The sequence below is a fragment of the Rhodanobacter denitrificans genome, assembly GCF_003335105.1.
Taxonomy (GTDB): Bacteria; Pseudomonadota; Gammaproteobacteria; order Xanthomonadales; family Rhodanobacteraceae; genus Rhodanobacter; species Rhodanobacter denitrificans_A.
On sequence record NZ_QFWQ01000003.1, the window covers coordinates 217,681 to 240,940 of the forward strand.

24 protein-coding genes are annotated in these 23,260 nt (G+C 67.6%); 5 read left to right on the plus strand and 19 right to left on the minus strand.

Annotated elements, in window-relative coordinates; genetic code table 11:
* Positions 1-142 precede the first annotated feature (142 nt).
* Complete coding sequence (locus DEO45_RS03260) at positions 143-2,878, plus strand: Ig-like domain-containing protein (RefSeq protein WP_114340878.1); 2,736 nt, start codon at positions 143-145, stop codon at positions 2,876-2,878.
* An 89-nt stretch (positions 2,879-2,967) separates the two neighbouring features.
* Here the strand turns inward: DEO45_RS03260 and DEO45_RS03265 are convergent, their stop codons facing one another.
* Positions 2,968-3,441 (minus strand): DUF1456 family protein, encoded by a 474-nt coding sequence (locus DEO45_RS03265; protein WP_114340879.1) that lies wholly within the window; start codon positions 3,439-3,441, stop codon positions 2,968-2,970.
* A 305-nt stretch (positions 3,442-3,746) separates the two neighbouring features.
* Between DEO45_RS03265 and DEO45_RS03275 the strand changes: the two genes are divergently transcribed.
* The 3 genes from DEO45_RS03275 (at position 3,747) to DEO45_RS03285 (ending at position 7,434) form a co-directional block, all read left to right on the plus strand.
* Positions 3,747-4,343, plus strand: a complete 597-nt coding sequence (locus DEO45_RS03275) for an IMPACT family protein (RefSeq protein WP_114340881.1) — start codon at positions 3,747-3,749, stop codon at positions 4,341-4,343.
* Between the two features lie 146 nt (positions 4,344-4,489).
* Positions 4,490-5,584 (plus strand): acyltransferase family protein, encoded by a 1,095-nt coding sequence (locus DEO45_RS03280; RefSeq protein WP_114340882.1) that lies wholly within the window; start codon positions 4,490-4,492, stop codon positions 5,582-5,584.
* A gap of 77 nt (positions 5,585-5,661) precedes the next feature.
* The gene (locus tag DEO45_RS03285) at positions 5,662-7,434 is read left to right on the plus strand and encodes an ABC transporter transmembrane domain-containing protein (RefSeq protein ID WP_114340883.1); all 1,773 of its coding nucleotides are present in this window, start codon (positions 5,662-5,664) and stop codon (positions 7,432-7,434) included.
* A gap of 122 nt (positions 7,435-7,556) precedes the next feature.
* On the opposite strand, the gene DEO45_RS03290 is transcribed toward DEO45_RS03285, so the two are convergent.
* The 4 genes from DEO45_RS03290 to DEO45_RS03305 all read right to left on the minus strand — a co-directional run bounded on the left by DEO45_RS03290 (position 7,557) and on the right by DEO45_RS03305 (position 10,926).
* Positions 7,557-8,609 (minus strand): NAD(P)-dependent alcohol dehydrogenase, encoded by a 1,053-nt coding sequence (locus tag DEO45_RS03290; protein WP_114340884.1) that lies wholly within the window; start codon positions 8,607-8,609, stop codon positions 7,557-7,559.
* A gap of 44 nt (positions 8,610-8,653) precedes the next feature.
* A complete protein-coding gene (locus tag DEO45_RS03295; RefSeq protein ID WP_114340885.1) occupies positions 8,654-9,061 on the minus strand; it encodes a (R)-mandelonitrile lyase in 408 nt (135 codons plus the stop codon).
* A gap of 106 nt (positions 9,062-9,167) precedes the next feature.
* A complete protein-coding gene (locus DEO45_RS03300; RefSeq protein ID WP_223250770.1) occupies positions 9,168-9,857 on the minus strand; it encodes a carboxymuconolactone decarboxylase family protein in 690 nt (229 codons plus the stop codon).
* Between the two features lie 85 nt (positions 9,858-9,942).
* Positions 9,943-10,926 carry an aldo/keto reductase gene (locus DEO45_RS03305; protein WP_114340887.1) on the minus strand — a complete coding sequence of 328 codons (984 nt, stop codon included), beginning with the start codon at positions 10,924-10,926 and terminating at the stop codon, positions 9,943-9,945.
* Between the two features lie 115 nt (positions 10,927-11,041).
* On the opposite strand from DEO45_RS03305, the gene DEO45_RS03310 reads away from it, so the two are divergent.
* Positions 11,042-11,935 carry a LysR family transcriptional regulator gene (locus tag DEO45_RS03310; protein WP_114340888.1) on the plus strand — a complete coding sequence of 298 codons (894 nt, stop codon included), beginning with the start codon at positions 11,042-11,044 and terminating at the stop codon, positions 11,933-11,935.
* A gap of 188 nt (positions 11,936-12,123) precedes the next feature.
* On the opposite strand, the gene DEO45_RS03315 is transcribed toward DEO45_RS03310, so the two are convergent.
* From DEO45_RS03315 to DEO45_RS03375, 14 genes are all read right to left on the minus strand, one after another.
* Positions 12,124-13,329 carry a serine hydrolase domain-containing protein gene (locus DEO45_RS03315; protein WP_114340889.1) on the minus strand — a complete coding sequence of 402 codons (1,206 nt, stop codon included), beginning with the start codon at positions 13,327-13,329 and terminating at the stop codon, positions 12,124-12,126.
* Positions 13,330-13,436: 107 nt separating this feature from the next.
* Positions 13,437-13,757 carry an addiction module antidote protein gene (locus tag DEO45_RS03320; protein ID WP_114340890.1) on the minus strand — a complete coding sequence of 107 codons (321 nt, stop codon included), beginning with the start codon at positions 13,755-13,757 and terminating at the stop codon, positions 13,437-13,439.
* Entirely contained in the window at positions 13,754-14,083 is a 330-nt protein-coding gene (locus tag DEO45_RS03325; RefSeq protein ID WP_428992422.1) for a type II toxin-antitoxin system RelE/ParE family toxin, read from the minus strand. Before DEO45_RS03325 ends, DEO45_RS03320 begins: the two co-directional genes overlap by 4 nt.
* 214 nt (positions 14,084-14,297) lie before the next feature.
* Positions 14,298-15,500, minus strand: coding sequence for an enoyl-ACP reductase FabV (gene fabV, locus DEO45_RS03330; protein ID WP_114340891.1), 1,203 nt, complete (start codon positions 15,498-15,500; stop codon positions 14,298-14,300).
* A 261-nt stretch (positions 15,501-15,761) separates the two neighbouring features.
* Positions 15,762-16,505, minus strand: coding sequence for a copper homeostasis protein CutC (locus DEO45_RS03335; protein WP_114340892.1), 744 nt, complete (start codon positions 16,503-16,505; stop codon positions 15,762-15,764).
* Entirely contained in the window at positions 16,502-17,542 is a 1,041-nt protein-coding gene (locus DEO45_RS03340) for a N(4)-(beta-N-acetylglucosaminyl)-L-asparaginase (RefSeq protein WP_189339669.1), read from the minus strand. The genes DEO45_RS03335 and DEO45_RS03340 overlap by 4 nt, the downstream gene beginning before the upstream one ends.
* 83 nt (positions 17,543-17,625) lie before the next feature.
* Positions 17,626-17,832 (minus strand): cold-shock protein, encoded by a 207-nt coding sequence (locus DEO45_RS03345; RefSeq protein ID WP_114340894.1) that lies wholly within the window; start codon positions 17,830-17,832, stop codon positions 17,626-17,628.
* Positions 17,833-17,993: 161 nt separating this feature from the next.
* Complete coding sequence (locus tag DEO45_RS03350; protein ID WP_114340895.1) at positions 17,994-18,755, minus strand: S-methyl-5'-thioinosine phosphorylase; 762 nt, start codon at positions 18,753-18,755, stop codon at positions 17,994-17,996.
* Positions 18,742-18,993 carry a hypothetical protein gene (locus tag DEO45_RS16460; RefSeq protein ID WP_147269678.1) on the minus strand — a complete coding sequence of 84 codons (252 nt, stop codon included), beginning with the start codon at positions 18,991-18,993 and terminating at the stop codon, positions 18,742-18,744. The genes DEO45_RS03350 and DEO45_RS16460 overlap by 14 nt, the downstream gene beginning before the upstream one ends.
* On the minus strand, positions 18,990-19,550 hold the full coding sequence (locus DEO45_RS03355) for a hypoxanthine-guanine phosphoribosyltransferase (RefSeq protein ID WP_114340896.1): 561 nt from the start codon (positions 19,548-19,550) through the stop codon (positions 18,990-18,992). Before DEO45_RS03355 ends, DEO45_RS16460 begins: the two co-directional genes overlap by 4 nt.
* A complete protein-coding gene (gene nagZ / locus DEO45_RS03360; RefSeq protein WP_114340897.1) occupies positions 19,547-20,563 on the minus strand; it encodes a beta-N-acetylhexosaminidase in 1,017 nt (338 codons plus the stop codon). The genes DEO45_RS03355 and nagZ overlap by 4 nt, the downstream gene beginning before the upstream one ends.
* The gene (locus DEO45_RS03365; protein ID WP_114340898.1) at positions 20,557-21,078 is read right to left on the minus strand and encodes a CYTH domain-containing protein; all 522 of its coding nucleotides are present in this window, start codon (positions 21,076-21,078) and stop codon (positions 20,557-20,559) included. The genes nagZ and DEO45_RS03365 overlap by 7 nt, the downstream gene beginning before the upstream one ends.
* A 147-nt stretch (positions 21,079-21,225) precedes the next feature.
* A complete protein-coding gene (gene rlmD / locus DEO45_RS03370; RefSeq protein ID WP_114340899.1) occupies positions 21,226-22,569 on the minus strand; it encodes a 23S rRNA (uracil(1939)-C(5))-methyltransferase RlmD in 1,344 nt (447 codons plus the stop codon).
* A gap of 70 nt (positions 22,570-22,639) precedes the next feature.
* Entirely contained in the window at positions 22,640-23,242 is a 603-nt protein-coding gene (locus tag DEO45_RS03375; protein ID WP_114340900.1) for a YdbL family protein, read from the minus strand.
* Between the last annotated feature and the right edge of the window lie 18 nt (positions 23,243-23,260).

Here is a 23,260-nt window from a genome sequence, read left to right on the forward strand (position 1 = left end):
CCCGTCACGGCAATTTTGAGCAGTCGGTCAAGGCTGTCGCGACGACGGTCCTACTCCTGTCATCTTGCGCTGGGATAAAAGGCGGGTCGCGCAAGAGGCCGGGGGGCTTTGCTCGACCCACTCAACCAGGGAACCCAACCAAATGAATTGGAAAACCAGGATCGCTGGCGGCTTGCTGCTGGCCTGCTCAATCGTTGCCGCTCCGGCATTCGCCGGCAGCCTGCCCGACCATGAAGAGTTCGAAGCCACGCTGCAGGTGCCGTTCCGCAGCACCGGGGTGCGTCCCGTGACGATGCACTTCTCCTATCCCGGCGCGATGCCGGGGACCCAGGTGGCATGGGAAGTCGCCGTGCTCGGCCACGACGGCGGCGAGCTGCGTACATGGCAGGGGCACAGCGCGCTCGGCACCGGCAGCACGCGGGCCCAGGTCCCGTGGGATGGGCTGGATCGCCAGGGCCACGCCGTGCCCGCTGGCTATGTGACGGTACGGCTGCGCGCCGTGGCACTGGATGGTGCCACGGTGGCGCGCATCGGCAACGGCCTGCCCGGCCAGGCGCTGACGCTGGCGCAACAGCGGGCACCGGAGCTGGTCGAGGAACAACGCTACGATGTGCTGGTGGGTGCGGTCGCCGCACCTGCCATGCCGCACTTCCAGGCCCTGCGCCGGCACGCCGTCACCACCACGGCGCTGTCGCCGATGTCGGCGACCACCACGGGTGGCCTGCCGTACACCATCTACTTCGGCAACCTGCACAGCCAGACCAACCACAGCGACGGTGGCGGCGTACTCTCCAGCTGCGTCGGCGCGCAGAACCCGCAGAGCGGCGCCTACGGTCCGTCGGATGCCTACCAGTACGCCATGAACGAGGGCCTGGACATCCTGATGACGTCCGAGCACAACCACATGTACGACGGTTCGACCGGCACCAACACGTCGGCCAGTCCGACCACCGCGCACAACCTCTACCAGTCGGGCCTGCAGGCGGCCAGCGCGTTCAACGCCGCGCATGCGAACTTCCTGGCGATCTACGGCCTGGAATGGGGCGTGATCAGCAACGGCGGCCACCTCAACATCCTCAACACGCCCAGTCTGCTGGAGTGGGAGTACAACAGCTCCAATCAGCTGATCGGCGACGTGTTCACCGCCAAGAGCGACTACGGCTCGCTGTACACGCTGATGAAGGCGAACGGCTGGGTGGGTCAGTTCAACCATCCCGCCACCACCGGCCAGTTCAACGTGGGCGGCACCGACCTGGCCTACACGGCCGACGGCGACCAGGTGATGGCGCTGGCCGAAGTGCTCAACAGCTCGGCGTTCTCCAGCAACACCACCGAGACCGAGACCAGCCGCACCAGCTACGAGGCCGCCTACAACATCCTGCTCGAGCGCGGTTACCACGTGGCGCCCAGCTCCGACCAGGACAACCACTGCGCCAACTGGGGCGCAAGCTACACCAACCGCACCGGCGTGCTGATCCCCAACGGCACCGCGCTGAGCCTCAACGCCTTCCTCGATGCGGTGCGTGCGCGCCACGTGTTCGCCACCGAGGACAAGACCGGCCAGATCGTGCTGACGGCGAACGGGCACATCATGGGCGACCGCTTCAGCAACAGCGGCCCGCTGACGCTGACCGTCAACTACGCCAGCAGCGCCGGCCACGCCGCGCAGCGCGTGCAGGTGTTCGAAGGCGTGCCGGGCAGCAACGGCACCATCGGCAACACGTCCAGCACGGCGACCACCACCATCACGCCGGCCAATGGCGATCACTTCTACTACGCCAAGATCACCCAGGAAGACGGCAAGCAGCTCTGGTCCGCGCCGGTATGGGTCACCCAGGGCACGGGCGGCGGCGACACCACGCCGCCGACGGTGAGCGCGTCCGAGAGCGGCAGCTCGGGCACCATCACGCTGTCCGCCAACGCCACGGACAATGTGGGTGTGACCAGGGTGGAGTTCTACATCGACAACACGCTGGTGGCTACCGATACGGCCACGCCGTACCAGGCCACGGTCGATTCCACCACGCTGACCAACGGCAGCCACAACCTGGTGGCGAAGGCCTATGACGCGGCTGGCAACGTGGGCACCAGCAGTGCGGTGAGCTTCAGCGTTTCCAACAGCACCGGCGTCGACACCACGCCGCCCACGGTGAGTGCGTCCGAGAGCGGCAGCTCGGGCACCATCACGCTGTCGGCCAATGCCACGGACAACGTGGCCGTGACCAAGGTGGAGTTCTACGTCGACAACGCACTGGTGGGGACCGATACGGCCACGCCGTACCAGATGACGCTCGACTCCACCACGCTGGCCAACGGCAGCCACAACCTGGTGGCGAAGGCCTATGACGCGGCCAACAACGTGGGCACCAGCAGTGCGGTGAGCTTCAGCGTGTCCAACAGCACGGGCGGCACGGGCACGCAGCTGGTGCAGAACAACAGCTTCGAGAACGGCACCACGCCGTGGACGCAGACCTCCGGCGTGATCAACAACACCGCCAGCGAACCGGCCCGCACCGGCAGCTACAAGGCCTGGCTGGATGGCTATGGCACCACGCACACCGACTACGTGCGCCAGAGCATCACCATCCCGGCCACGGCCACCAAGGCCACGCTGGACTTCTTCATGCACGTCGACACCGCCGAGACCACGACCAGCACGGCCTACGACAAGCTCAGCGCGCAGGTGATCACCTCCGCCGGCAAGTACGTGACGCTGGCGACCTGGTCGAACCTCGACGCGGCCAGCGGCTACGTCGAGCACGCCGTGGATCTGTCGCCCTATATCGGCCAGACCATCCAGATCAACTTCTACGGCGTCGAGGATGCGTCCAACCAGACCTCGTTCGTGATCGACGACGTCAGCGTGATGGTGCAGTAAGCGGGAGGCGGGAGTCCGGCGACGGACTCCCGCCTCGATCAAACATTCACCGGGCGCAACGCGGTGACGGCGGACGCGCACGAAACGGCTCAGCCGTTGCCGCGCATCCGCATCGTCAGCCCCTTCAGGAAGTTGCGCAGCAACTGGTCGCCGCACAGCTTGAAATTCTTGTGCTCGGGCTGGCGGAACAGCGCGCTGAGTTCCGGCTTGGAGACCGGGAAACCGGCGCTTTCGAGGATCTCGTGCATGTCCACGTCCTTCAACTCGAACGCCACGCGCAGCTTTTTCAGCACCACGTTGTTGGTGACGCGCTTCTCCGGCGGGCGCGGCGGCCGGCTCTCGTCCTTGCCGCGGCGATGGAACACCAGGCCGTCGAGGAACAGCGCCAGCACCTTGTTGCTGCATTCCGCGTAACCGGGCTCGTCGTCCTTCTTCAGGAACGCCTGCACGTCTTCCTTGCCGATCGGAGCGGCCGCATCCGCGAGGTGGATGATCTCCACCACCCTGCCGTCGCTGAGGTCGAGCATGTAGCGGATGGCGCGCAATACGTCGTTGTTGATCATGGGGTCCGGTCGGTCCTGCGGGGGACGCCATGCTACCGCACCGGCCCCACGTACCCGGTGAAGCCGGTCCGCGCCGCGCCTACCGGTGCCCGGCGGTTTGCCTTAACCTCGCCACCCATGGATGCTGCGGCCGCCCCCGATACGATGCCGATGCCGGCCCGCGCGCGCCACAAGCCCGCCGCGGTCCAGACGCCGCATGCGCATCGGCGCAGCGCGCCGCGCCACTTCCTGCCGGGCGAATCCACGGACCGGAGGCATCCGCAACGGGAGCTGCCGCCGAAGCTGCGTTCGGAACGGCGCGAGCCATGAGCGAAGCGTTGTCGACGCTGGCCCAACCCTGCCGCCACCTGGAAGAGATCAGGAAGAGCCGCTTCCTCGCGCAGGCCGCTCCGGTCGAATCCATCGAGCGCGCGCTGGCGTTCGTGCGCGAGGCTGGCGACCCCACCGCCACGCACAATTGCTGGGCCTACCGCATCGGCCAGGATTACCGCTTCAACGACGACGGCGAACCCGGCGGCACCGCCGGCCGGCCCATCCTGCAGGCGATCGAGGGACAGGCGATGGATCGCGTCGTGGTGCTGGTGACGCGCTGGTACGGTGGCATCAAGCTGGGCGCCGGCGGCCTGGTGCGTGCCTACGGCGGCACCGCGGCGGAATGCCTGCGCCGCGCTGGGCGCGTACCGATCGTGGCGATGGCGCGGCTGGCCCTGCGCTGCGACTTCGCCGAGCTGGCGCTGTTCAAGGCGCGGCTGGCGGAGCTGGGTGCCGAGGTCGAGCAGGAGCGTTACGAGGCCGACGGCGTAGCACTGCAGCTGCAGCTGCCGCAGGATCGGGTGGCCGCCGCGCAGGCGCGCGTGCGCGACCTCAGCCGCGGGCGCAGCGAGGCGCGCCTGCTGGATTGAATCCGCACCCGGCCGGCTGCCACGGAATCGCCCGAAGCCGGTCCCCAGCGAGACAGATTCCCCGCCCATACTCGCCGCCTCATCGGGCCGGCGGCGGCATCGGGCATGGAGCCCGATGCGGAGCATGCCGCCCCCAAGGGGATGCCATGCACCGCCTGCCCGGCCTCGACCTGCTGCGCGCCATCGCCATCGTGTGGGTGATGCTGTTCCACTCCTGGATGATCGGCGGCCTCGGCGCGCCGTACCAGCCGATCGCCGACTACGGCTGGATGGGCGTGGACCTGTTCTTCGTGCTCAGCGGCTACCTGATCGGCTTCCAGCTGCTGGAACCGCTGAGCCACGGCGCACCGTTGCGCTTCGGTGCGTTCTACCTGCGCCGCGCATTCCGCATCCTGCCCGCCTTCCTCGCGATGCTGGCGGTGTACGCGCTGTGCCCGTCGTGGCGCGAGGCGCCCGGCATGCAGCCACTGTGGCAGTTCCCCACGTTCACGATGAACCTGCTGATCGACTACCGGCACAACCAGGCGTTCTCGCATGCGTGGTCGCTGTGCGTGGAGGAGCATTTCTACCTGCTGTTTCCGCTGCTGGCGTGGTGGCTGGCGCGATCTCCGTCGTGGCGGCGCAGCGTGGGCGTCGGCCTCGCCGTGGTCGCGGTGGGCATGTTGCTGCGTGCGCAGGCCTCGCTGCGCGGCCTGGACTATCTCGAAAACATCTACTACCCGACCTGGACCCGACTGGACGGCCTGCTCGCCGGCGTGACGCTGGCGGCGATCCAGGCCTGGCGCAAGGACTGGTGGGCCGCGCTGCAGACGCGGGCCGGCACGCTCGCCTGGCTCGGGCTGCTCGTGACCGGCGCTGCCATCGTGTTGTTCCGCCATCGCTTCACGCTGGCGGCGAGCGTGTTCGGCTATCCGCTGCTCGCGCTGGGCCTGGCCCTGCTGGTTGCCTCCGCAGCGAGCCCGCGTGGCTGGCTCGGCCGCCGGCGCATGCCGGGCGCCGGCTGGATCGCCGCGATCTCGTACAGCCTCTACCTCAGCCACAAGATGGTCTTCCACGCGGTGGCCGGCGTGCTGACCACACGGCCGCTGCACGGCTGGGCCGCCTTCGCCGCCTACGCGGCGGCGGTCCTCGCCGCCGGCACCCTGCTCCACTACGCCGTGGAACGGCCGTTCCTGCGCCTGCGCACGCGCCTGGGGATGGCTCGCGATCCGGCCGCCGTCGTGGAAGCCGCGCCGGCCTGAGCGGTGCCACCGCGCCGCGCGATTGAATCGCCTGCGGCGGCCCCCATGTGTTTCGGGATTCCGTCGCGGCGAGCACCATGAGCACACCCCAGATACCCGATGTCCGATCGCCGCGCCGTATCGGCGCGCTGCGCGAACTCTGGCCGTTCCTGAAACCGCATCGCGCGCTCGCGCTCGGCTGGCTGCTGTTCCTGGCGTTGTCCTCCGGCGCCTCGCTGGTGCTGCCGATGGCGTTCCGCCACATCATCGACCAGGGCTTCGGGCATTCCAGCCAGGCGGTGATCAACCAGACCTTTGTCGCCCTGTTCGGCGTGGCGCTGGTGCTGGCCTTCGCCACCGCCGCACGCTACTTCTGCATCACCCTGCTCAGCGAGCGGGCGCTCGCCTCGCTGCGGCAGACGCTGTACGCGCACGTGATCCGGCTCGACGTGGGCTTCTTCGAGAAGAGCCGCGTGGGTGAGCTGCTGTCGCGGCTGAGTGCCGATACCGAAGTGGTGCAGGCGCTGATCGGCTCGGGCGTGTCGGTGGCGCTGCGCAGCGCGGTGATGCTGGTGGGCGCGGCGGTTGCGATGGTGTGGACCGCGCCGTCGCTGGCCGGCCTCACCGCGCTGGTAATCCCGGCGGTGATGCTGCCGATCCTGGTGTTCGGCCGCCGCGTGCAGAAGCTGTCGCGGGCCAGCCAGGACCGTCTGGCCGACGCCGCCGCGATCGCCAACGAGACGCTCAACGCCTCCACCGCGGTGAAGGCGTATGCGCGCGAGGACATCGAGAGCACCCGCTACGGCGGCGCGATCACCCGCGCGCTGGCCACCGCGCGCCGGCGCATCGGCATGCGCGCGTTGCTGACCATGGCGGTGATCGTGCTGGTGTTCGGCGCGATCACCCTGGTGCTGTGGGCCGGCGCACGCCACGTGCTGGCCGGCACACTGGGTGCCGGCGTGCTGGGCCAGTTCGTGCTGTACGCGGTATTCGCCGCCGGCTCGGTGGCGGGCCTGTCCGAAGTCTGGGGCGACGTGCTGCGCGCGGCCGGCGCGATGGAGCGCATCGGCGAACTGCTGGGCGAGCGCGCCGACATCGTCGACCCAACACAGCCGCGCGCGCTGCCGCAACCGATGCGCGGCGAGCTGCGCTTCGACGGCGTGACCTTCCACTACCCCACCCGCCCCGACACGGCGGCGCTGCACGACTTCACCCTGACCGTCCGCCCCGGCGAGACGGTGGCCCTGGTCGGCCCCTCCGGCGCCGGCAAGAGCACGGTGTTCGCCCTGCTGCTGCGCTTCTACGACCCGCAGGGCGGCAGCATCCGCATCGACGGCGTCGACCTGCGCGAAACCACTCTGGCCGGCCTGCGTGGCGCGATCGCGCTGGTGCCGCAGGAAACCGTGATCTTCGCCGGCAGCGCCGCGGACAACATCCGCTTCGGCCGCCAGGACGCCGGCGACGACGAAGTGCGCGAGGCCGCCCGCGCCGCCGAGGCGCACGAGTTCATAAGCGCGCTGGACCACGGCTATGACGCCGAACTGGGCGAGCGCGGCGTGCGCCTGTCCGGCGGCCAGCGCCAGCGCATCGCGATCGCCCGCGCGATCCTGCGCGACGCGCCGCTGCTGTTGCTGGACGAGGCCACCTCCGCGCTGGACGCGCAGTCCGAAGCGGCGATCCAGCAGGCGCTGGCGCGGCTGGAACAGGGCCGCACCACCCTGGTGATCGCCCACCGCCTCGCCACCGTGCAGCGCGCCGACCGCATCGTGGTGATGGACGGCGGGCGCATCGTGGCGCAGGGCACGCACGAGAGTCTGCTGGCCGAGGGCGGCCTGTACGCGGAGCTGGCAAGGCTGCAGTTCGTGGCTTGACGAAGAGCAACCCGGAAAAGCCGGTTCCGTAGGGCGGACACCGTACGCCACAGCCTTGTGCCTGGATGCGGCGGACGGTGTCCGCCCTACGGAGCCGTGCCGCCCGGCACCGTCGGAATGGCTCAGGCAGCCAGCGAGCTGTTGTCGATCACGAAGCGGTACTTCACGTCGCTCTTCACCATGCGATCGTAGGCCTCGTCGATCTGCTGTGCCGTAATCATCTCGATATCGGCGACGATGCCCTTGTCCGCACAGAAATCCAGCATCTCCTGGGTCTCGGCGATGCCGCCGATCAGCGAGCCGGCGATTGCCCGGCGCTTGAAGATCAGGTTCGCGATACTCGGCGTGGGGTGCGGGTGCTCCGGCACGCCGACCAGCACCAGGGTGCCATCGCGCTTGAGCAGCGAGGTGTACGCATCCAGCGAGTGGCTGGCAGCCACCGTGTTGAGGATGAGGTCGAAGCTGCCGGCGTGCGCGCGCATCTCGCCCTCGTTGCGCGAGACCACCACCTCGTCCGCGCCCAGGTCCAGCGCATCCTGGCGCTTGCTTTCCGAGGTGGTGAAGGCCACCACGTAGGCGCCCATCGCATGCGCGATCTTCACACCCATGTGGCCCAGCCCGCCGATGCCGACCACGCCGACCTTCTTGCCCGGGCCGGCGTTCCAGTGCCGCAGCGGCGAATAGGTGGTGATGCCCGCGCACAGCAGCGGCGCCACCGCCGCCAGCTGCTCCTCGGGATGGCGGATCTTCAGCACGAACTTCCGGTCCACCACGATGCGCTGCGAATAGCCGCCCAGCGTGTGGCCGGGCGCATCCTTCGTCGGGCCGTTGTAGGTACCGACGAAGCCGTTCTCGCAGTACTGCTCCAGCCCTTCGTCGCAGGACGCACAATGCTGGCAGCTGCCCACCAGGCAGCCCACGCCCACCGTGTCGCCAAGCTTGAAGCCGGTCACCGCGCTGCCCACGGCGCTGACGTGGCCCACGATCTCGTGGCCGGGCACGCAGGGATAGAGCGTGCCGCCCCATTCGGAACGCACGGTATGCAGGTCGGAATGGCAGACGCCGCAATAGACGATATCGATCTGCACGTCCTGCGGACCGGGTGCGCGGCGCTCGATGTCGATCGGCTGCAGCGGCTTGTCGGCGGCGTGTGCGCCGTAGGCTTTGGTGGTCATGGGTTTTCCTGGCTGGGGAACGGGAATGAGAGTGAAGGGATGGGTCAGGATGCCGGACCCGCAAGGTACTCCTCGTCGGTGACCTTCTCCATCCATTCGACCACCTTGCCGTCCTTCGCCTCCTGGATGGCGATATGGGTCATCGCGATGGTCGGCGTGGCGCCGTGCCAGTGCCGGTGGTTCGCCGGACAGCTGATGATGTCGCCGGCGTTGATCTCGACGATCGGGCCGCCTTCGCACTGGGTCCAGCCCTTGCCGGCGGTGACGATCAGAACCTGCCCGCACGGATGCGTATGCCAGGCGCTGCGCGCGCCTGGCTCGAAGGTCACGAAGGCCCCGGAGATGTTCGCGCCGTCGCCACCCTTGAATGGTGAATCGATGCGCACCTTGCCGGTGAAGTACCCGGCCGGCCCGGTGACGGAGGGCTGCGAGCCGTTGCGGATGATTTCCATGGTCGTTGCTCTGATGGATGAAATAGATGCCAGACATGCGGAATGAGAGCGCGTGGCCATTCGAAACTTCGAGAGACCCCGCTCATGCCTGATCGATCGGTCTTGCTCAGGCCGGGGCACCCTCGTTGATCACTTTGATGGCATTCAATGTGCGTGGATAACCGATGTAGGGCAAAAGCTGCGTGACGGTTGCGATGAGCGTCTGGCGGTCGTTGCCCATGGCCAGGTTGCCCGCGAGGTGGGCCGTCAGCTGCGGCTCGCAGCCGCCGAGCGAGGCGAGGATGGCGAACGTCAGCAGTTCACGTGTCTGCAAATCCAGGCCGTGGCGCGTGTAGTAGTCGCCGAAGCAGTTCGCGGAGAGGAAGCGGGGGACGTGTTCGAGATCCGCGGGTGACTGCGCGGCCGACGTCTTGCTGCGGTCGCCGAAGATCCGCGCCTGCGTCTCCATCCCCTTGTCGAAGCGCGTCTGCGCCGTGGTGGTCGCCTGCGCCGGCAGCGGCAGGTCGATGCCACGTTCCTTGAACACCTCGTTGATGGCATGCAGGAAGTCGAACGCCCTGGCCATGCCCACGTAAGGCACAGCCTGATACAGGGTCTCTTTCGCCTGCACCGGCGTCACGCCGACGTTGAGCGCGCCGCCAAGCATGACGCGGTATTCGTTCACCGCCTGGCAGGCGATCAGCGCCGCCAGTTGCACCATCAGGCGCAGGCGGATATCCATGCCTACGGCTTCGATCACCTCGTCGAAGGCCCAGTTGTCGAAGATCTCGATCAGTTCGGGGTCGGTGACCTTCAACGTGGAGACGTGGCCGGGAAACAGTTGCTTGTGATTGCGCAGTGCGGCTTCGGTAATTGCCATGGTGTTGCCTCATTGATCCTGGTTACTTGCCCACGAGCGCAGCCAGGTGGGCCGGATAGCGATCGCCCTGCACCTGGATATGGGCGAGAGCATCCTCGATCTGGCGCAGTTCGCTAGCGTTCAAGGTGATCGCGGCGGCGCCTATGTTTTCCTTCAGGCGATGCAACTTCGTGGTGCCCGGAATCGGCACGATCCACGGCCTCTGCGCGAGCAACCACGCCAGCGCAATTTGCGCCGGTGCCGCCTGCTTGCCGGCTGCGATCTCGCCAAGCAGCTCGACCAGCGTCTGGTTGGCCTGGCGTGCTTCCGGCGAGAAGCGCGGCACGATGTTGCGGAAGTCGTCCTTGGCGAACGCCGTACCCGCATCGATCTTGCCGGTGAGGAAGCCCTTGCCGAGCGGGCTGAACGGCACGAAGCCGATGCCCAGTTCCTCGCACGCCGGCAGCACGTCCTGCTCGGGCTCGCGCCACCACAGCGAGTATTCGCTTTGCAGCGCGGCGACCGGCTGCATCGCGTGCGCGCGACGGATCGACGGCACGCCCGCTTCCGACAGGCCGAAATGCTTCACCTTGCCTTCCGCGATCAGCTCTCCGACCGTGCCGGCCACATCTTCCATCGGCACGTCGGGATCGACGCGATGCTGGTAGAACAAATCGATGCGATCGGTCCGCAAGCGCTTGAGCGACGCGTCAGCGACGGCGCGGATGCGCTGCGGCCGGCTGTCCGTACCGGTCTTCGAATCGCCATCCTTGAAGCCGAACTTGGTGGCGATCACCACCTGGTTGCGGATCGGCGCCAGTGCCTCGCCGACCAGTTCCTCATTGGTGAACGGCCCATAGGCTTCGGCGGTATCGAAAAAGGTCACGCCGTTGGCAAAGGCGTCACGGATCAGCGCGATCGCCTCCTGTTTGCCCGGGCCCGGGCCGTAGCCGAAGTTCAGGCCCATGCAGCCGAAGCCGAGGGCCGAGACGTCGAGGCCGCTACGGCCAAGGGTGCGCGTCTGCATCGCATTGCTCCGTCAGGGAGTGGTGATGCGCCTAGTCTGGACCCGCCGGTTTAACTTGATTAGCCGGTGCAATGAGAATGCACTTATGATCTAAATTCATTAATGAGCCCCGGTCATGGCACGCGAAAACTACAACGATCTGCTGGCCTTCCTCGCCGTGGCGCGCGAGCGCAGCTTCACGCGGGCCGCCGCGCAGCTTGGCGTGTCGCCCTCGGCGCTCAGTCATACCATCCGCGCCCTGGAAGCCCGGCTTGGTCTGCGCCTGCTGACCCGCACCACGCGAAACGTTGCTCCCACCGAAGCCGGCGAACGACTGTCCAAGGAGCTGACGCCGAACTTCGAGGACATCGACACGGCGCTCGCCAACCTGAGCGAACTGCGCGATAAGCCCAGCGGCACCCTGCGCATCACCACCGGCGAACATGCCGCCACCACCATCCTGTGGCCGGTGTTGCGCAAGCTGCTGCCGGACTACCCGGACATCCGCGTCGAGGTGATCAGCGACTCCAGCCTCACCGACATCGTCGCCGAGCGCTTCGACGCCGGTATCCGCCTGGGCGAACAGGTGGCCAGGGACATGATCGCCGTGCCCATCGGGCCGCCGATGCGCATGGCAGTGGTGGGCTCGCCCGCCTACCTGGCCACGCGGCCGCCGGTGAAGACGCCACGCGACCTCACCAGGCACGACTGCATCAACCTGCGCTTCCTCACCCATGGCGGCCTGTACGCCTGGGAGTTCGAGAAGAAGGGCCGCCCGCTGAACGTGCGCGTGGAAGGTCGGCTGACCTTCAACAACACCAGCCACGTCATTGCAGCGGCAGTCGATGGGTTCGGCCTGGCCTGCGTGCCCGAAGACATGGTCCTGGCGGACATCGCGGACGGCAGGCTGCAACGCCTGCTCGCCGACTGGTGCCCGCCCTTCCCCGGCTACCACCTCTACTACCCAAGCCGGCGGCAGCCCTCGCCCGCGTTCTCGCTGCTGGTGGAGGCGCTGCGGAAACGGGGCTGAGGTTTGAGGCCAACGCACCGGGAATCAGCCCAGACGCAAGGCGCTTACTCAAGCGAAAGACGTCACTTTCGTCATTCCTGCGCAAGCAGGAATCCAGGGACTTGAACGTCCCAAAGTACTGGATGACCAGTTTCACTGTTGTAAAGCGCCTCCCGCGTTCACGGGAATGACCGCGCGCACCCTCTCACTCAGTGCGTCGAAGCATCCCGCTCCGCATCCACCGCCCGCTTCACCGTAGCCACGAACTCGCGCCGCGCGGCAACCAGCGCATCGGAGGTGGCGTGCGGCCACGCGCCAACCTGGGCGATCACCAGGTCACGCGCGGGATCGACGTAGACCATCTGGCCGAAGATGCCGATTGCCGCGTAGCTGCCGTCGGTGTCGGTCCACCACAGGTAACCGTAGCCGCGCTCCGGCTCGCCCACGGCGGCCTGGCGGCGCACTGCACCCTGCAGCCAGGCCGCGGCGATCACCGGCTTGCCCGCAATGCGGCCACCGTCGAGCATGAACTGGCCCAGCCGCGCGTAGTCGCCCAGCGTGGCCGACAGGCCGCTGCCGCCGGTGTCGCTGCCATCGCATTCATCCTTGATCCAGTACGCATCGGCGGCCATGCCGTACGGTTTCCAGATCGCCTGCGACAGGTAGGCGGCCAGCGAGCGGTGCGTGGCACGCTGCACCAGGATGCCGAGCAGGTCGGTTTCGGCCGTGTTGTAGTTGAAGTGCGTGCCGGCCGGCCATTGCCGCGGCTGCTTCGCCAGGTAGGTCAGGATGTGCGCGCGGCCGCTGACGCAGGCGCCGCGATACATCTGCGCCACGTCCGAGTTAGCGTCGGCGTAGTCCTCGTTCCAGTGCACGCCGGAAGTCATCGTCAGCAACTGCTGCACCGTGACCTTCGCGTAGGCGCCGTCGCGCAGCTCCGGGATGTAGTGGCCCAGCGTGTCGTTCATGCTGCGGATATAGCCCTGCTGCAGCGCGATGCCCAGCAAGGTGGAAGTGACCGACTTGGCCACCGAGAACGACTCCCAGCGCTGCTCCGGCCCGAAGCCCACGGCATAGCGCTGCAGGCGGATGCGGCCATGCTGCAGCACCATCACGCCGGCGAGGTGGTGGTCGTCCATGTAGCCGGCCAGCCACGCCGAGGCGTTCTGTCCCGGAACGACCAGTGGCTTGCCCTGTGGCAATGCATGAACGTGCGTGCCGTGCGCCGCGCGATCGCTCGGGAACAGCTCGTACATCTTCCGGAACTGTGCCTCGCGCTGCGCCTGCGGCCAGAACAGCACCGCCTCGCGTTGCTGGCCGATGGTCGGGGTGCCCTGTTCGCCTGCTGTCGATGGAAGCGGGACGGTCAGGCACAGTGCGGCAGCGAGCAAGCAGGTGGAGAGGTTTGAACGCATGGCGGTGTGTGCCTGGGGAGTGGCAAGACCACCATCTTAGCGGGCCGGCCCGGGATGGATCATTGTCGGAATGTGCGGTCTCAATGATCGCGCAGGGCCACGCGATGTCACTCCCGATCAGGTACCAGGGCCAGCCGATAACCGAGCGCCTTTGCCACTTTCATCGTGTTGGCGAGACTGGGGTTGCCTTCGCCCGACAGTGCCTTGTAAAGCCCTGCCCGGGTCATCCCGGCGGCTTCGGCCAGTTGGCTCATGTTGCGCGCGCGCGCCGCCGTGCCGAGGGCTTTCAGCATGAACACGGGATCGTTGGGCGCCTCTTCCGCGCAAGCTTCGAGGTAGGCGGCAATATCCGCCTCGGTCTTGAGATAGTCGGCGCTGTCGTAACGGGAAAAGGTTTCCCGCACACCTTTTTCTTTTGCACCTTTCATGATCCACGCTCCCACTCGGCTGCAATGTGTTGGGCTGTCTTGATGTCGGTGCGCTGGCTGCGCTTGTCGCCACCGGCCAGCACCACAACAAGTACCAAGTCACACTGCATGAGGTACACCCGATAGCCCGGCCCGTAGTCGATCCGCAGTTCGCTGATGCCGCCGCCTATCGGCTTGACGTCACCGAAGTTTCCGTCAGCTACGCGATCAAGTCGCGCCGCGATTCGCGCCTTGGCGCGGCTATCACGCAGGCCGCCGAGCCAGGCATCGAAAGTCGCGGATTTGACCAGTTCGAACACCGTCAAAGTGTAAACTGTGGTTTCCACATGATCAAGCCGAGGCGTGCGTGCCGGCGACACTCGTCAGACGCTTCAGATCATCTCTAACAACTCTTTCGGCTCTCGACGCTCATCAGGTAATCCCCCCACTTTCAACTGACGGAGCGAAGATCACGTTGAAAAAACCGGACTAGTTTGCACCTAGAGGACCGTAAGGCAGCAGCCAACGAAGCCACGCGGCCTCAGTGACTATCAAGCAACCTCACCCCTCCACGCAATCAAACCGCCGATCCGCCTCCACCTCGGCGTCGTAGTCCACATCCGCCCGGTCAAACCCGAACAGCTGCAGGAACTCGTGCTTGTAGCCGTCGTAGTCGGTGATCTGGCGGAGGTTTTCGGTGGTGACCGTGGGCCACACGGTCTTGCAGGCGTCCTGCACGACGTCGCGCAATTCCCAGTCGTCCAGGCGGATGCGGCCTTCGTCGTCGGTCGGCGCCGGCTTGCCATCGGCGCGATAGAGACGGTCGTGGAACAGGCGGTTGGCCTGTTCGATCGGGTTTTCGTGGATGCCCTGCTCCTTCATGATCTTGAAGGCGATGGAGACGTACAGCGGGATCACCGGGATGGCGGCGCTGGCCTGGGTTACGACGGACTTCATCACGCCGACGTAGGCTTCGAGGCCGGGGTGGCGGCTGCGCAGTTGCTTCGCCGTGTTGTCCAGGTGCTGCTTGGCCTGGCCGAGCGTGCCGTGCCAGTACATTGGCCAGGTGATCTCGGTGCCGATGTAGCTGTAGGCGATGGTCTTGGCGTGCTCGGCGAGCACGCCGGCGGCGCTCAGCGCGTCGATCCACAGCGCCCAGTCCTCGCCGCCCATCACGGTGACGGTGTCCTTGATCTCCTGCTCGGTGGCCGGCTCGATGGTGGCCTCGATCACCGTGTCCTTGTTGGTGTCGACCGAGGTATTGGTGAACGGCTGGCCGATGGTCTTGAGTGCCGAGCGCACCACTTCGCCGGTATCGGGCAGCTTGCGCACCGGCGAGGCCAGCGAGTAGACGACCAGGTCGATCGGACCGCCCATCTCGCTCTTGATGATCTCGATGGCCTTGGCGCGGGTTTCGTGGGCGAACGCGTCGCCGTTGATCGACTTGCTGTACAGGCCGGCCTGCTTGGCGGCCTTGTCGAACGCGGCGGAGTTGTACCAGCCGGCGGTGCCGGTCTTGTCTTCGCTGCTGGGCTTCTCGAAGAACACGCCGAGCGTGGCCGCGCCGTAGCCGAACGCGGCGGTGATGCGCGAGGCCAGGCCGTAGCCGGTGGAGGCGCCGATCACCAGCACGCGCTTCGGACCGTTGCCCTTGGCGTGGCCGGCGGCTTCGGTGACCGCGATCTGGTCGAGCACGTTGCGCTCGCAACCGACCGGATGGGCGGTGACGCAGATGAAACCGCGGACTTTGGGCTTGATGATCACTCGGGGACTCCTGCTGTATTCGGATGCGGATGCGGATGGGCAGTTCGTCATATTAACCAAGCGGGGCGGCCATGCGCTGCCGTAGGGAGCTTCGAAAGCCCCCCTCGCTCGTCATGCCGGCGCAGGCCGGGATCGCACTGGCTGTTGCAAACGATACGTCGGATGACCCTGCTCGTTGCGGAAGTGCGATTCCAGCCTACGCCGGAATGACGATGCGGGGAGCGAGGTGCCTCGAAGGATCGTCTCTGGATTGGAATCCTCTCAGAAGCTTGTCGCGTCCTGCACCGCGATCGCCAACGCCGTAGCCACGGCGCGCACCTGCTCGGCATCGCTGCGCAGTTCCCCGGCTTGCATGTCGTCCGGCACCGGGCGCCGATGGCGCATGCCCGAGGGCAGCCCGCGTTTGGCGGAGGCATGGAACTCGCGCGCGCCGGTGGCGGCGGCCAGCGCCGCGATGTTCTGCGCGGTAATGCCGGCGCCGGGCATGACCGCGAGGCGCCCGCCTGCCTGCACGACCAGCTCGCGGATCAGCGCGGCGCCTTCCACCGCGCTGGCCTGTGCGCCCGAGGTCAGCACGCGCTCGCAGCCCAGCGCAATGATGTCCTCCAGCGCGCGCACCGGATCGCGGCTCATGTCGAAGGCACGGTGGAAGGTCACGCCCAGCTTGCCAGCTGCGGCGATCAAAGCGCGGCAACGCGGCGTGTCCACGTTGCCCTCGGCGTCGAGCACGCCCAGCACCACGCCGTCGCAGCCCAGCGCCGCGCAGGCTTCGATGTCGCGCTGCATGGTTTCGCATTCGAGGTCGCCGTAGAGGAAATCGCCGGCGCGCGGGCGGATCAGCACGTACAGCGGGATGCGCAGGCGATCCCTGGCCAGTGCAATCTGCGCGTGCGACGGCGTCAGCCCGCCCAGTTCCAGCGCGGTGCAGAGTTCGACCCGGTCCGCCCCACCCTGCTCGGCGGCCAGCGCGGAGGCGACCGAGTTGGCGGCAATTTCCAGGATCACGAGTAGCTCGTGGTGTAGACGCTTTGCGACGGGATCAGGGCGTCCTGCTTATGCGCATCGCACACGGCGTAGGAGAAACCGTGCTGGATCGCGTAGGCGCCGACTTCGCCCGCGCGGTTCATTGCCAGGAAGCCGACCTGCAGGGTCTTCGATGCCTCCGGGCGCTTCTTCACGATGCGCATCACCGCCTCCCTGCAGGCCTCGTGCGGCGAGCGGCCCTGGCGCATCAGTTCGACGACCAGGAAGCTGCCGGCGTTGCGGATCACCTCTTCGCCGACGCCGGTGGAGGTGGCGCCGCCGACTTCACCGTCCACGTACAGGCCGGCGCCGATGATCGGGCTGTCGCCGACGCGGCCGTGCAGCTTCCACGCCATGCCGCTGGTGGTGCACGCGCCGGCGAGGCGGCCCTGCGCATCCAGCGCCAGCATGCCGATGGTGTCGTGGTTGTGTGCGCCGCCGGGCATGCCGATGCGGCCGTAGTCGTGCACTTCGCTGTTGATCGACGGCTGGTAGTGCGCCGTCTTCTGCCACTCGTGCCAGGCCTTCTCGGCTTCCGGCGTGAGCAGGTTTTCCTTCCTGAAGCCCTGCTCCAGCGCGAACTGCAGCGCACCGTCGCCGACCAGCAGCACGTGCGGCGTGCGTTCCATCACGCGCCGTGCCACCGAGATCGGATGCTCGATGTATTCCAGCGCGGCCACCGCGCCGCAGTTGCCGTCGGCGTCCATGATGCTGGCGTCGAGAGTGACGCGGCCGTCGCGGTCAGGGTAGCCGCCCTTGCCCACGCTGTGGTTCTTCAGGTCCGACTCGGGCACCTGCACGCCGGTCTCGACCGCATCCAGCGCATGGCCGCCCTTGCCCAGGATCGCCCAGGCCGCCTGGTTGGCGGCGATGCCGAAATCCCAGGTCGAGACGACCCTTACGTTCGGCGTTTTCGGGGGCCGGGCCGCCGGCCACGCGGCCAGCCGGTCACCCCACGCGAACATCGAAGCCGAAGCCCCCAGCAAGGAGGCCTTGAGGAAACGCCTGCGGTCGGTCACTGCCTTCTCCCGTGCCTGAAAACAAAAAAACCCCGCACAGGATGCGGGGTTTCGTTCTTGCTTTACAACATTGGCCGAGCTGATCAGGCGACCGCTTCGACCGCCGATGCCTGGGCGCCCTTCGGACCTTGGGTCACTTCGAACTTCACGCGCTGACCTTCCTGCAGGCTACGGAAGCCCTTGCTGGTGATCGCCGAGAAATGGACGAACACGTCCGCACTGCCGTCCTCGGGTGCGATGAAGCCGAAACCCTTGGCATCGTTGAACCACTTGACCGTACCGAAACTCATTTGAGCGAACCTCTGGATCCATGGAATGGGTGCGCCAGGAACTGCACCGAACCGTCGTTCTCCCCCTGGGCTCGCCGCCCCCGGCCGGAGAAAAGTAGCAATATGTGAAGGCCCAGTGCAATACGAAAAAACCCGGACGGTCCACAAATTCGCCGCGGCGCTCAGCTTTGCAGCATCGCGCCGAGGATGCGCGGTACCTCGGCAGTGGCCGCCGCCAGGTGCGCGAAGATCTCCTCGATGCTGATCTCGGCCTCGTCGCCGCAGCCGGCAGCGAAGTTGGCGACCAGCGCCAGGCAGGCGTACTCCAGGCCCAGTTCGCGCGCCAGCGCCGCTTCGGGCATGCCGGTCATGCCGACCAGATCGCAGCCGTCGCGCTTCAGCCGCGCGATCTCCGCGCGGGTTTCCAGCCGCGGCCCCTGGGTGGCGCCGTAGCAGCCGCCGCCGATCGCCTCGACGTTCGCCGCGCGCGCCGCCGCCAGCAGTTGCAGGCGCAGCGCCTCGGTATACGGCTCGCTGAAGTCGATGTGCTTCACCTCGGCGCCCTCGACGTCGCAATAGCTGGTATAGCGGCCGTGGGTGTAGTCGATCAGCTGGTCCGGCACCACGATCATCCGCGGCCCCATGTCGCCGCGAATGCCGCCCACCGCATTGACCCCCACCACCCGGCGTGCGCCCAGGCTGTGCAGCGCCCACAGGTTGGCGCGGTAGTTGACCCGGTGCGGCGGCAGCGTGTGGCCCTCGCCGTGGCGGGCCAGGAAGGCGATGCGCTTGCCGGCGAAATCGCCGGTCACGACATCACCCGATGCCGCGCCGTAGGGCGTATCCACCGCCTGTCGTGTGGTGTTTTCCAGGCCCGGAAACTTGTACAGGCCGCTGCCGCCGATCACGGCAAGGTCGATGGAGGCGTGGTCAGGATGAGGCATCGTGGTGATCCGTTTGCAGGCTGAAGCGGAACGGGGTGTTGCCGGCCTTGCTCCCTGCCCCGCGCAGCCAAGTGGAGGAGCAAAGCCGACCATGGGCACGGCGCCATTCGGAATCGGGACCGTTTCGTAGGGCGGGCACTGCCCGCCGCTCTTGCCCGTGCGCACCGTCGAGAAGCACGGCGGGCACTCCCCGCCCTACGAAACTGCCGCCGATCACGGCCAGATTGATCGTGCTCATGCGTCGTCCTCCTTCAATGCATAGATCCCTGGCAGATTGCGGCCCTGCTCGTAGTAATCCATGCCGTAGCCGAACACGTAACGGTCCGGCAGTTCGACGCCATTGAAGTCGGAGGCGATGCCATCGACCAGGCGGTCGTGCCGCTTGGTGCACAGGCTGGCGATCAGCACGCGTTTCGCGCCGCGCCGATAGCAGTCGTCGCGCACCGCCTTCAGCGTGTGACCTTCGTCGAGGATGTCGTCGACCAGCAGCACGGTGCGGCCGGCCAGCGGCACCGCCGGCTCGCGCAACCAGTGCAGCTCGCTGCCACTGGTGGCGCCGCGGTAGCGGGTGGCGTGCACGTAGTCGAATTCCAGGTCGGTGCGGATCGCCAGCGCGAGCTGTCCGGCGAAGATCAGCGCGCCGTTCATCACGGTGAGGAACACTGCGCGCTCGCCGTCCAGCGCGGCATCGATGCGCCGGCCGATATCGGCGATCACGCCGTCCAGGGTGTTGCGCGCGTACAGCAGTTCGGACTGGGCCAGCGCATCGGCGAGCTGCGGAGTCGGGGTGGTCATGCGGTTCCTCGGTCGGCATGCAGTGCCGTGATGCGCGCGATGAAGCGGTCGCGCTGCGGGTTGTCGGTGAGGCTGTCCCAGCTGGCGCCGATGGCGCCGCGCAGGGCGGCCAGTCGCGGCGGTCCCGGCGCGGCGGCGGCCGGCAGTGCGGCGATCGCTTCGTCCACCACCTCGGGGAAGCAGGCCAGCACCAGGTCGCAGCCGGCGTCCAGGTGCGCGCGCACCCGTTCGCCGACGCTGCCGGCCGCGCCGGCCGCGGCCATGCTGATGTCGTCGCTCACCACGGCCCCGGCGAAGCCCAGTTCGCCGCGCAGGATCCGCTCGATCCACACTTTCGAGTAGCCCGCCGGGTGGCTGTCCACTGCCGGGTAGGTGACATGCGCCATCATCACCGCCTCGACGCGCGCCTCGATGCACTCGGCGAACGGCAGCAGGTCGTCGCGGCGGATCGCATCCAGGCTGCGCGGGTCGATCGCCTGCGCCTTGTGCGTGTCGGCGGCAACCGAGCCATGTCCCGGAAAATGCTTGAGCACCGCCGCCATGCCGCCCAGGTGCATGCCGCGCACGTAGGCCTGGCCCAGTTCGGCGGTCGCCGTCGGGTCGGCGTGGAAGGCACGCAGGCCGATCGCCGCGTTGCCGCGGGCCAGGTCCACCACCGGCGCGAAGCTGAAATCGACGCCGCTGGCGCGCAGTTCGCTGGCCATCACCCAGGCGTGTTCCTCGGCCAGACGGACCGCCTCATCCGGATCGCGGTCGTACACCGCGCCGATCGCCGCCAGCGGCGGCAGCCGGGTGAAGCCGTCGCGGAAGCGCTGCACCGGGCCGCCTTCCTGGTCGACCGCGATCAGCAGCTCGTCGCCGCCGGCCTCGCGGATCGCCTCGCACAACGCGATCAGCTGCTGGCGCGAGGCGTAGTTGCGCGCGAACAGCAGCACGCCGGCCACACCCGGCGCGCGGAGCCAGCGCTTCTCGTGTTCGGCCAGTTCCAGCGCGGCCACGCCGATCATCAGCATGCGGCATCCTCCGCGGCGCGCTCCGCCGGCGACCATTGCCGGTACGGATGCGCGATCAGGTTGACGTTGTAGTAGCGCGTCAGCACGCTTACCTCGCGGCCCAGCCACGGCGGCCGCGGAAACGGCGCATCGACCGCGGGCAGCTCGACTTCGGCGACGAGCAGACCTGCATTGTCGCCGGCAAATTCGTCGACCTCGAACAGCACGCCATCGACCCGCACGTAATGGCGCGTCTTCTCCAGCACGCCATCGCACAATGCCGCCAGCAGGCTCCTGGCATCCTCCACCGGGATCGGGTACTCGAATTCCGCCCGCGCGATGCCCGGCGTGGCGGCCTTGATGTTGAGCCACGCCTGTTCGCCGGCCAGCCGCGCGCGCACCGAGGCGCGCGCGCTGCCGTCACGCAGCGCCTTCGCGCCAACCAGGTAGCCCTGCGCGATCGGCTCGCTGCGCTCGACGGCGGCGCGCCAGCCATCGTTGGCCAACAGGAATTTTCGTTCGATCTCGATAGCCATGGAGTCCAGATTTCAACCAGCGACAATACCTGCAATGAAACGGCTTCTATTGAAGAGTGCGGCCACGGATGGGCGCTTTTTGACTTTCGCATCCATGGACGGATGCATGAGCCACTCCAAGGATGGCCGCCCGTTTGATCTTCGCGGTCAGGAAGACCGCACAAATACAGCGATCGACTCGACGTGCGAGGTATGCGGAAACATGTCCATCACCCCGGCAGCGGCCAGCGTGAAGCCGTGCCGCTCGACCAGGATGCCGGCGTCGCGCGCCAGCGAGGCGGGATGGCAGGAGACGTAGACGATGCGCCGCGTCTGCTTGTGCGGCAGGTATTCCAGCACCTTGTCGGCGCCGGCACGCGGCGGATCGAGCAGCAGCTTGTCCCATGGCTGCTTGGCCCAGTCGGCGGCGCGCTGGTCCTCGAACAGGTTCGCGACGTGGAAGCGCGCGTTGGCGATGCCGTTGCGCGCCGCGTTCTGCGCGGCGCGCTCGACCAGGCCATGCTCGCCCTCCACGCCCGTCACCTCGGCCACGCGGCGGCCGATCGGCAGGGTGAAATTGCCGAGGCCGCAGAACAGGTCCAGCACGCGGTCGGTGGGCTGCGGATCGAGCAGCTCCATGGCGCGCGCCATCATCAGCTGGTTCATGCCGGCGTTGACCTGCACGAAGTCGAGCGGCTGGAACTCCAGCTCGACGTCGGCGAAACGCGCGTCGCCGCTGGCGATGCGGAAGGCCAGCCGCGGGTTTTCCGGCCACAGCGGATGCACGCTGCTGGTGCCGCCGGGTTGCAGGTAGATCGCGAAACCGTGCTGCTGGCCGAACGCGGTCAGCGCGGCCGAGTCGCGCTCGCTCAGCGGCTGCATGTGGCGGAACACCAGCGCCATGATGTCGTCGCCGGCGGCGAACTCGATCTGCGGGATGTCGTCGACCGCATCCATCCCACCGAGCAGGTCGGCGAGCAGGCCCACCTTCGTGCCCAGCGCCGGGTGCATCACCTCGCACTGCTGGATCTCGGTGACGAAGCGAGGGTTCTGCTCCTCGCGGAAACCCACCAGCACGCGTCCCTTCTTCGCCACGTTGCGCACCGACAGCCGGCCCTTGCGCCGGTAACCCCACGGCTCGGCGGTGAGCGGCGGCAGCCACGTCTGCGGCGTGACCTTGCCGATGCGCTCGAAATTCTCCGCCAGCACGCGCTGCTTGGTCCCGATCTGCGTGGCCGCGTCCAGGTGCTGCAGCGAGCAGCCGCTGCACTCGGCGAAGTGGCGGCAGCGCGGCTCCACGCGGTGCGGCGAGGCAACGATCACCTCGACCACTTCCGCCTCGTCGAAGTGGCGGTGGCGCTTGCGCAGCTTCGCCGTCACCTGCTCGCCGAGCAAGGCGCCGCTGACGAACACTGTCTTGCCGTCGACCCGTGCCACGCCGCGACCGTCATGGCCGAGGTCGGTGATGTGGGCTTCGAAAGGCGTCGACGGAACGGAGTTGGATCGGGACATGAGGTGCAAACGATGGGGCCGTGCCGGCTGGCCCCCGATTATCCCAGATCGGCCCCGCTGGCGCCCGCGGCTACTTCTTCTGCCAGGCGCCGGATGCGTTCTGGTAGTACCAGCCCGCGTGTGCCTTCTCGATCCAGCTCTTGGCGAAGGTGGCGCGGATCTGCGCCTCCCATTCCGGATGGTTGTTGGCATTGGCGACCTCGCGATACAGCGCGGCGCGGTCGCGGTTCTCGTCGGCCACCGTGGCATTCGCCTGCGCGCGCTGGCTCAGCGGCACCTTGGCGGCATCACGCATGGCCACCATGCCGTCGCGGGTGAAGCCCGCCGCGCCGCTGTCGAGCAGGTCGCCCAGCGCGCCCTGGAAGCGTCCCTGCATGCGCTGGCTGATCGCCTCGGTGGCGGCGGTCTGGATGCGGATGTCCGGCGTGTCGGCGGCATGCGCGGCCGGTACCAGCAGGTCGAGCAGCATCGCCGACGGCTGGCCGTCCGTCGCGGCGGGCTTGGGCTGCTTCGGCGCCGGCGCGGGATTGGCCCCCCCGTTGTCCAGCACCTTGCCGATGAACTGGTCGGCGGCCTTCTGCGCCGCCGCCTCGGGGAAGTAAACGTTGATGGTGACGCAGCCGACCAGCGCCACGGCCAGTGCGGTCAGGACGACGTAGACGAGCTTGCGCATGACGTTGCTCCCGGTTTG

Excerpts from the sequence above, each read along its gene's own strand:
- DEO45_RS03260 (WP_114340878.1), top strand. The coding sequence starts at position 143 with ATGAATTGGAAAACCAGGATCGCTGGCGGCTTGCTGCTGGCCTGCTCA.
- DEO45_RS03265 (WP_114340879.1), bottom strand. The coding sequence starts at position 3,441 with ATGATCAACAACGACGTATTGCGCGCCATCCGCTACATGCTCGACCTC.
- DEO45_RS03275 (WP_114340881.1), top strand. The coding sequence starts at position 3,747 with ATGAGCGAAGCGTTGTCGACGCTGGCCCAACCCTGCCGCCACCTGGAA.
- DEO45_RS03280 (WP_114340882.1), top strand. The coding sequence starts at position 4,490 with ATGCACCGCCTGCCCGGCCTCGACCTGCTGCGCGCCATCGCCATCGTG.
- DEO45_RS03285 (WP_114340883.1), top strand. The coding sequence starts at position 5,662 with ATGAGCACACCCCAGATACCCGATGTCCGATCGCCGCGCCGTATCGGC.
- DEO45_RS03290 (WP_114340884.1), bottom strand. The coding sequence starts at position 8,609 with ATGACCACCAAAGCCTACGGCGCACACGCCGCCGACAAGCCGCTGCAG.
- DEO45_RS03295 (WP_114340885.1), bottom strand. The coding sequence starts at position 9,061 with ATGGAAATCATCCGCAACGGCTCGCAGCCCTCCGTCACCGGGCCGGCC.
- DEO45_RS03305 (WP_114340887.1), bottom strand. The coding sequence starts at position 10,926 with ATGCAGACGCGCACCCTTGGCCGTAGCGGCCTCGACGTCTCGGCCCTC.
- DEO45_RS03310 (WP_114340888.1), top strand. The coding sequence starts at position 11,042 with ATGGCACGCGAAAACTACAACGATCTGCTGGCCTTCCTCGCCGTGGCG.
- DEO45_RS03315 (WP_114340889.1), bottom strand. The coding sequence starts at position 13,329 with ATGCGTTCAAACCTCTCCACCTGCTTGCTCGCTGCCGCACTGTGCCTG.
- DEO45_RS03320 (WP_114340890.1), bottom strand. The coding sequence starts at position 13,757 with ATGAAAGGTGCAAAAGAAAAAGGTGTGCGGGAAACCTTTTCCCGTTAC.
- DEO45_RS03345 (WP_114340894.1), bottom strand. The coding sequence starts at position 17,832 with ATGAGTTTCGGTACGGTCAAGTGGTTCAACGATGCCAAGGGTTTCGGC.
- DEO45_RS03350 (WP_114340895.1), bottom strand. The coding sequence starts at position 18,755 with ATGCCTCATCCTGACCACGCCTCCATCGACCTTGCCGTGATCGGCGGC.
- DEO45_RS16460 (WP_147269678.1), bottom strand. The coding sequence starts at position 18,993 with ATGAGCACGATCAATCTGGCCGTGATCGGCGGCAGTTTCGTAGGGCGG.
- DEO45_RS03355 (WP_114340896.1), bottom strand. The coding sequence starts at position 19,550 with ATGACCACCCCGACTCCGCAGCTCGCCGATGCGCTGGCCCAGTCCGAA.
- nagZ (WP_114340897.1), bottom strand. The coding sequence starts at position 20,563 with ATGCTGATGATCGGCGTGGCCGCGCTGGAACTGGCCGAACACGAGAAG.
- DEO45_RS03365 (WP_114340898.1), bottom strand. The coding sequence starts at position 21,078 with ATGGCTATCGAGATCGAACGAAAATTCCTGTTGGCCAACGATGGCTGG.
- rlmD (WP_114340899.1), bottom strand. The coding sequence starts at position 22,569 with ATGTCCCGATCCAACTCCGTTCCGTCGACGCCTTTCGAAGCCCACATC.
- DEO45_RS03375 (WP_114340900.1), bottom strand. The coding sequence starts at position 23,242 with ATGCGCAAGCTCGTCTACGTCGTCCTGACCGCACTGGCCGTGGCGCTG.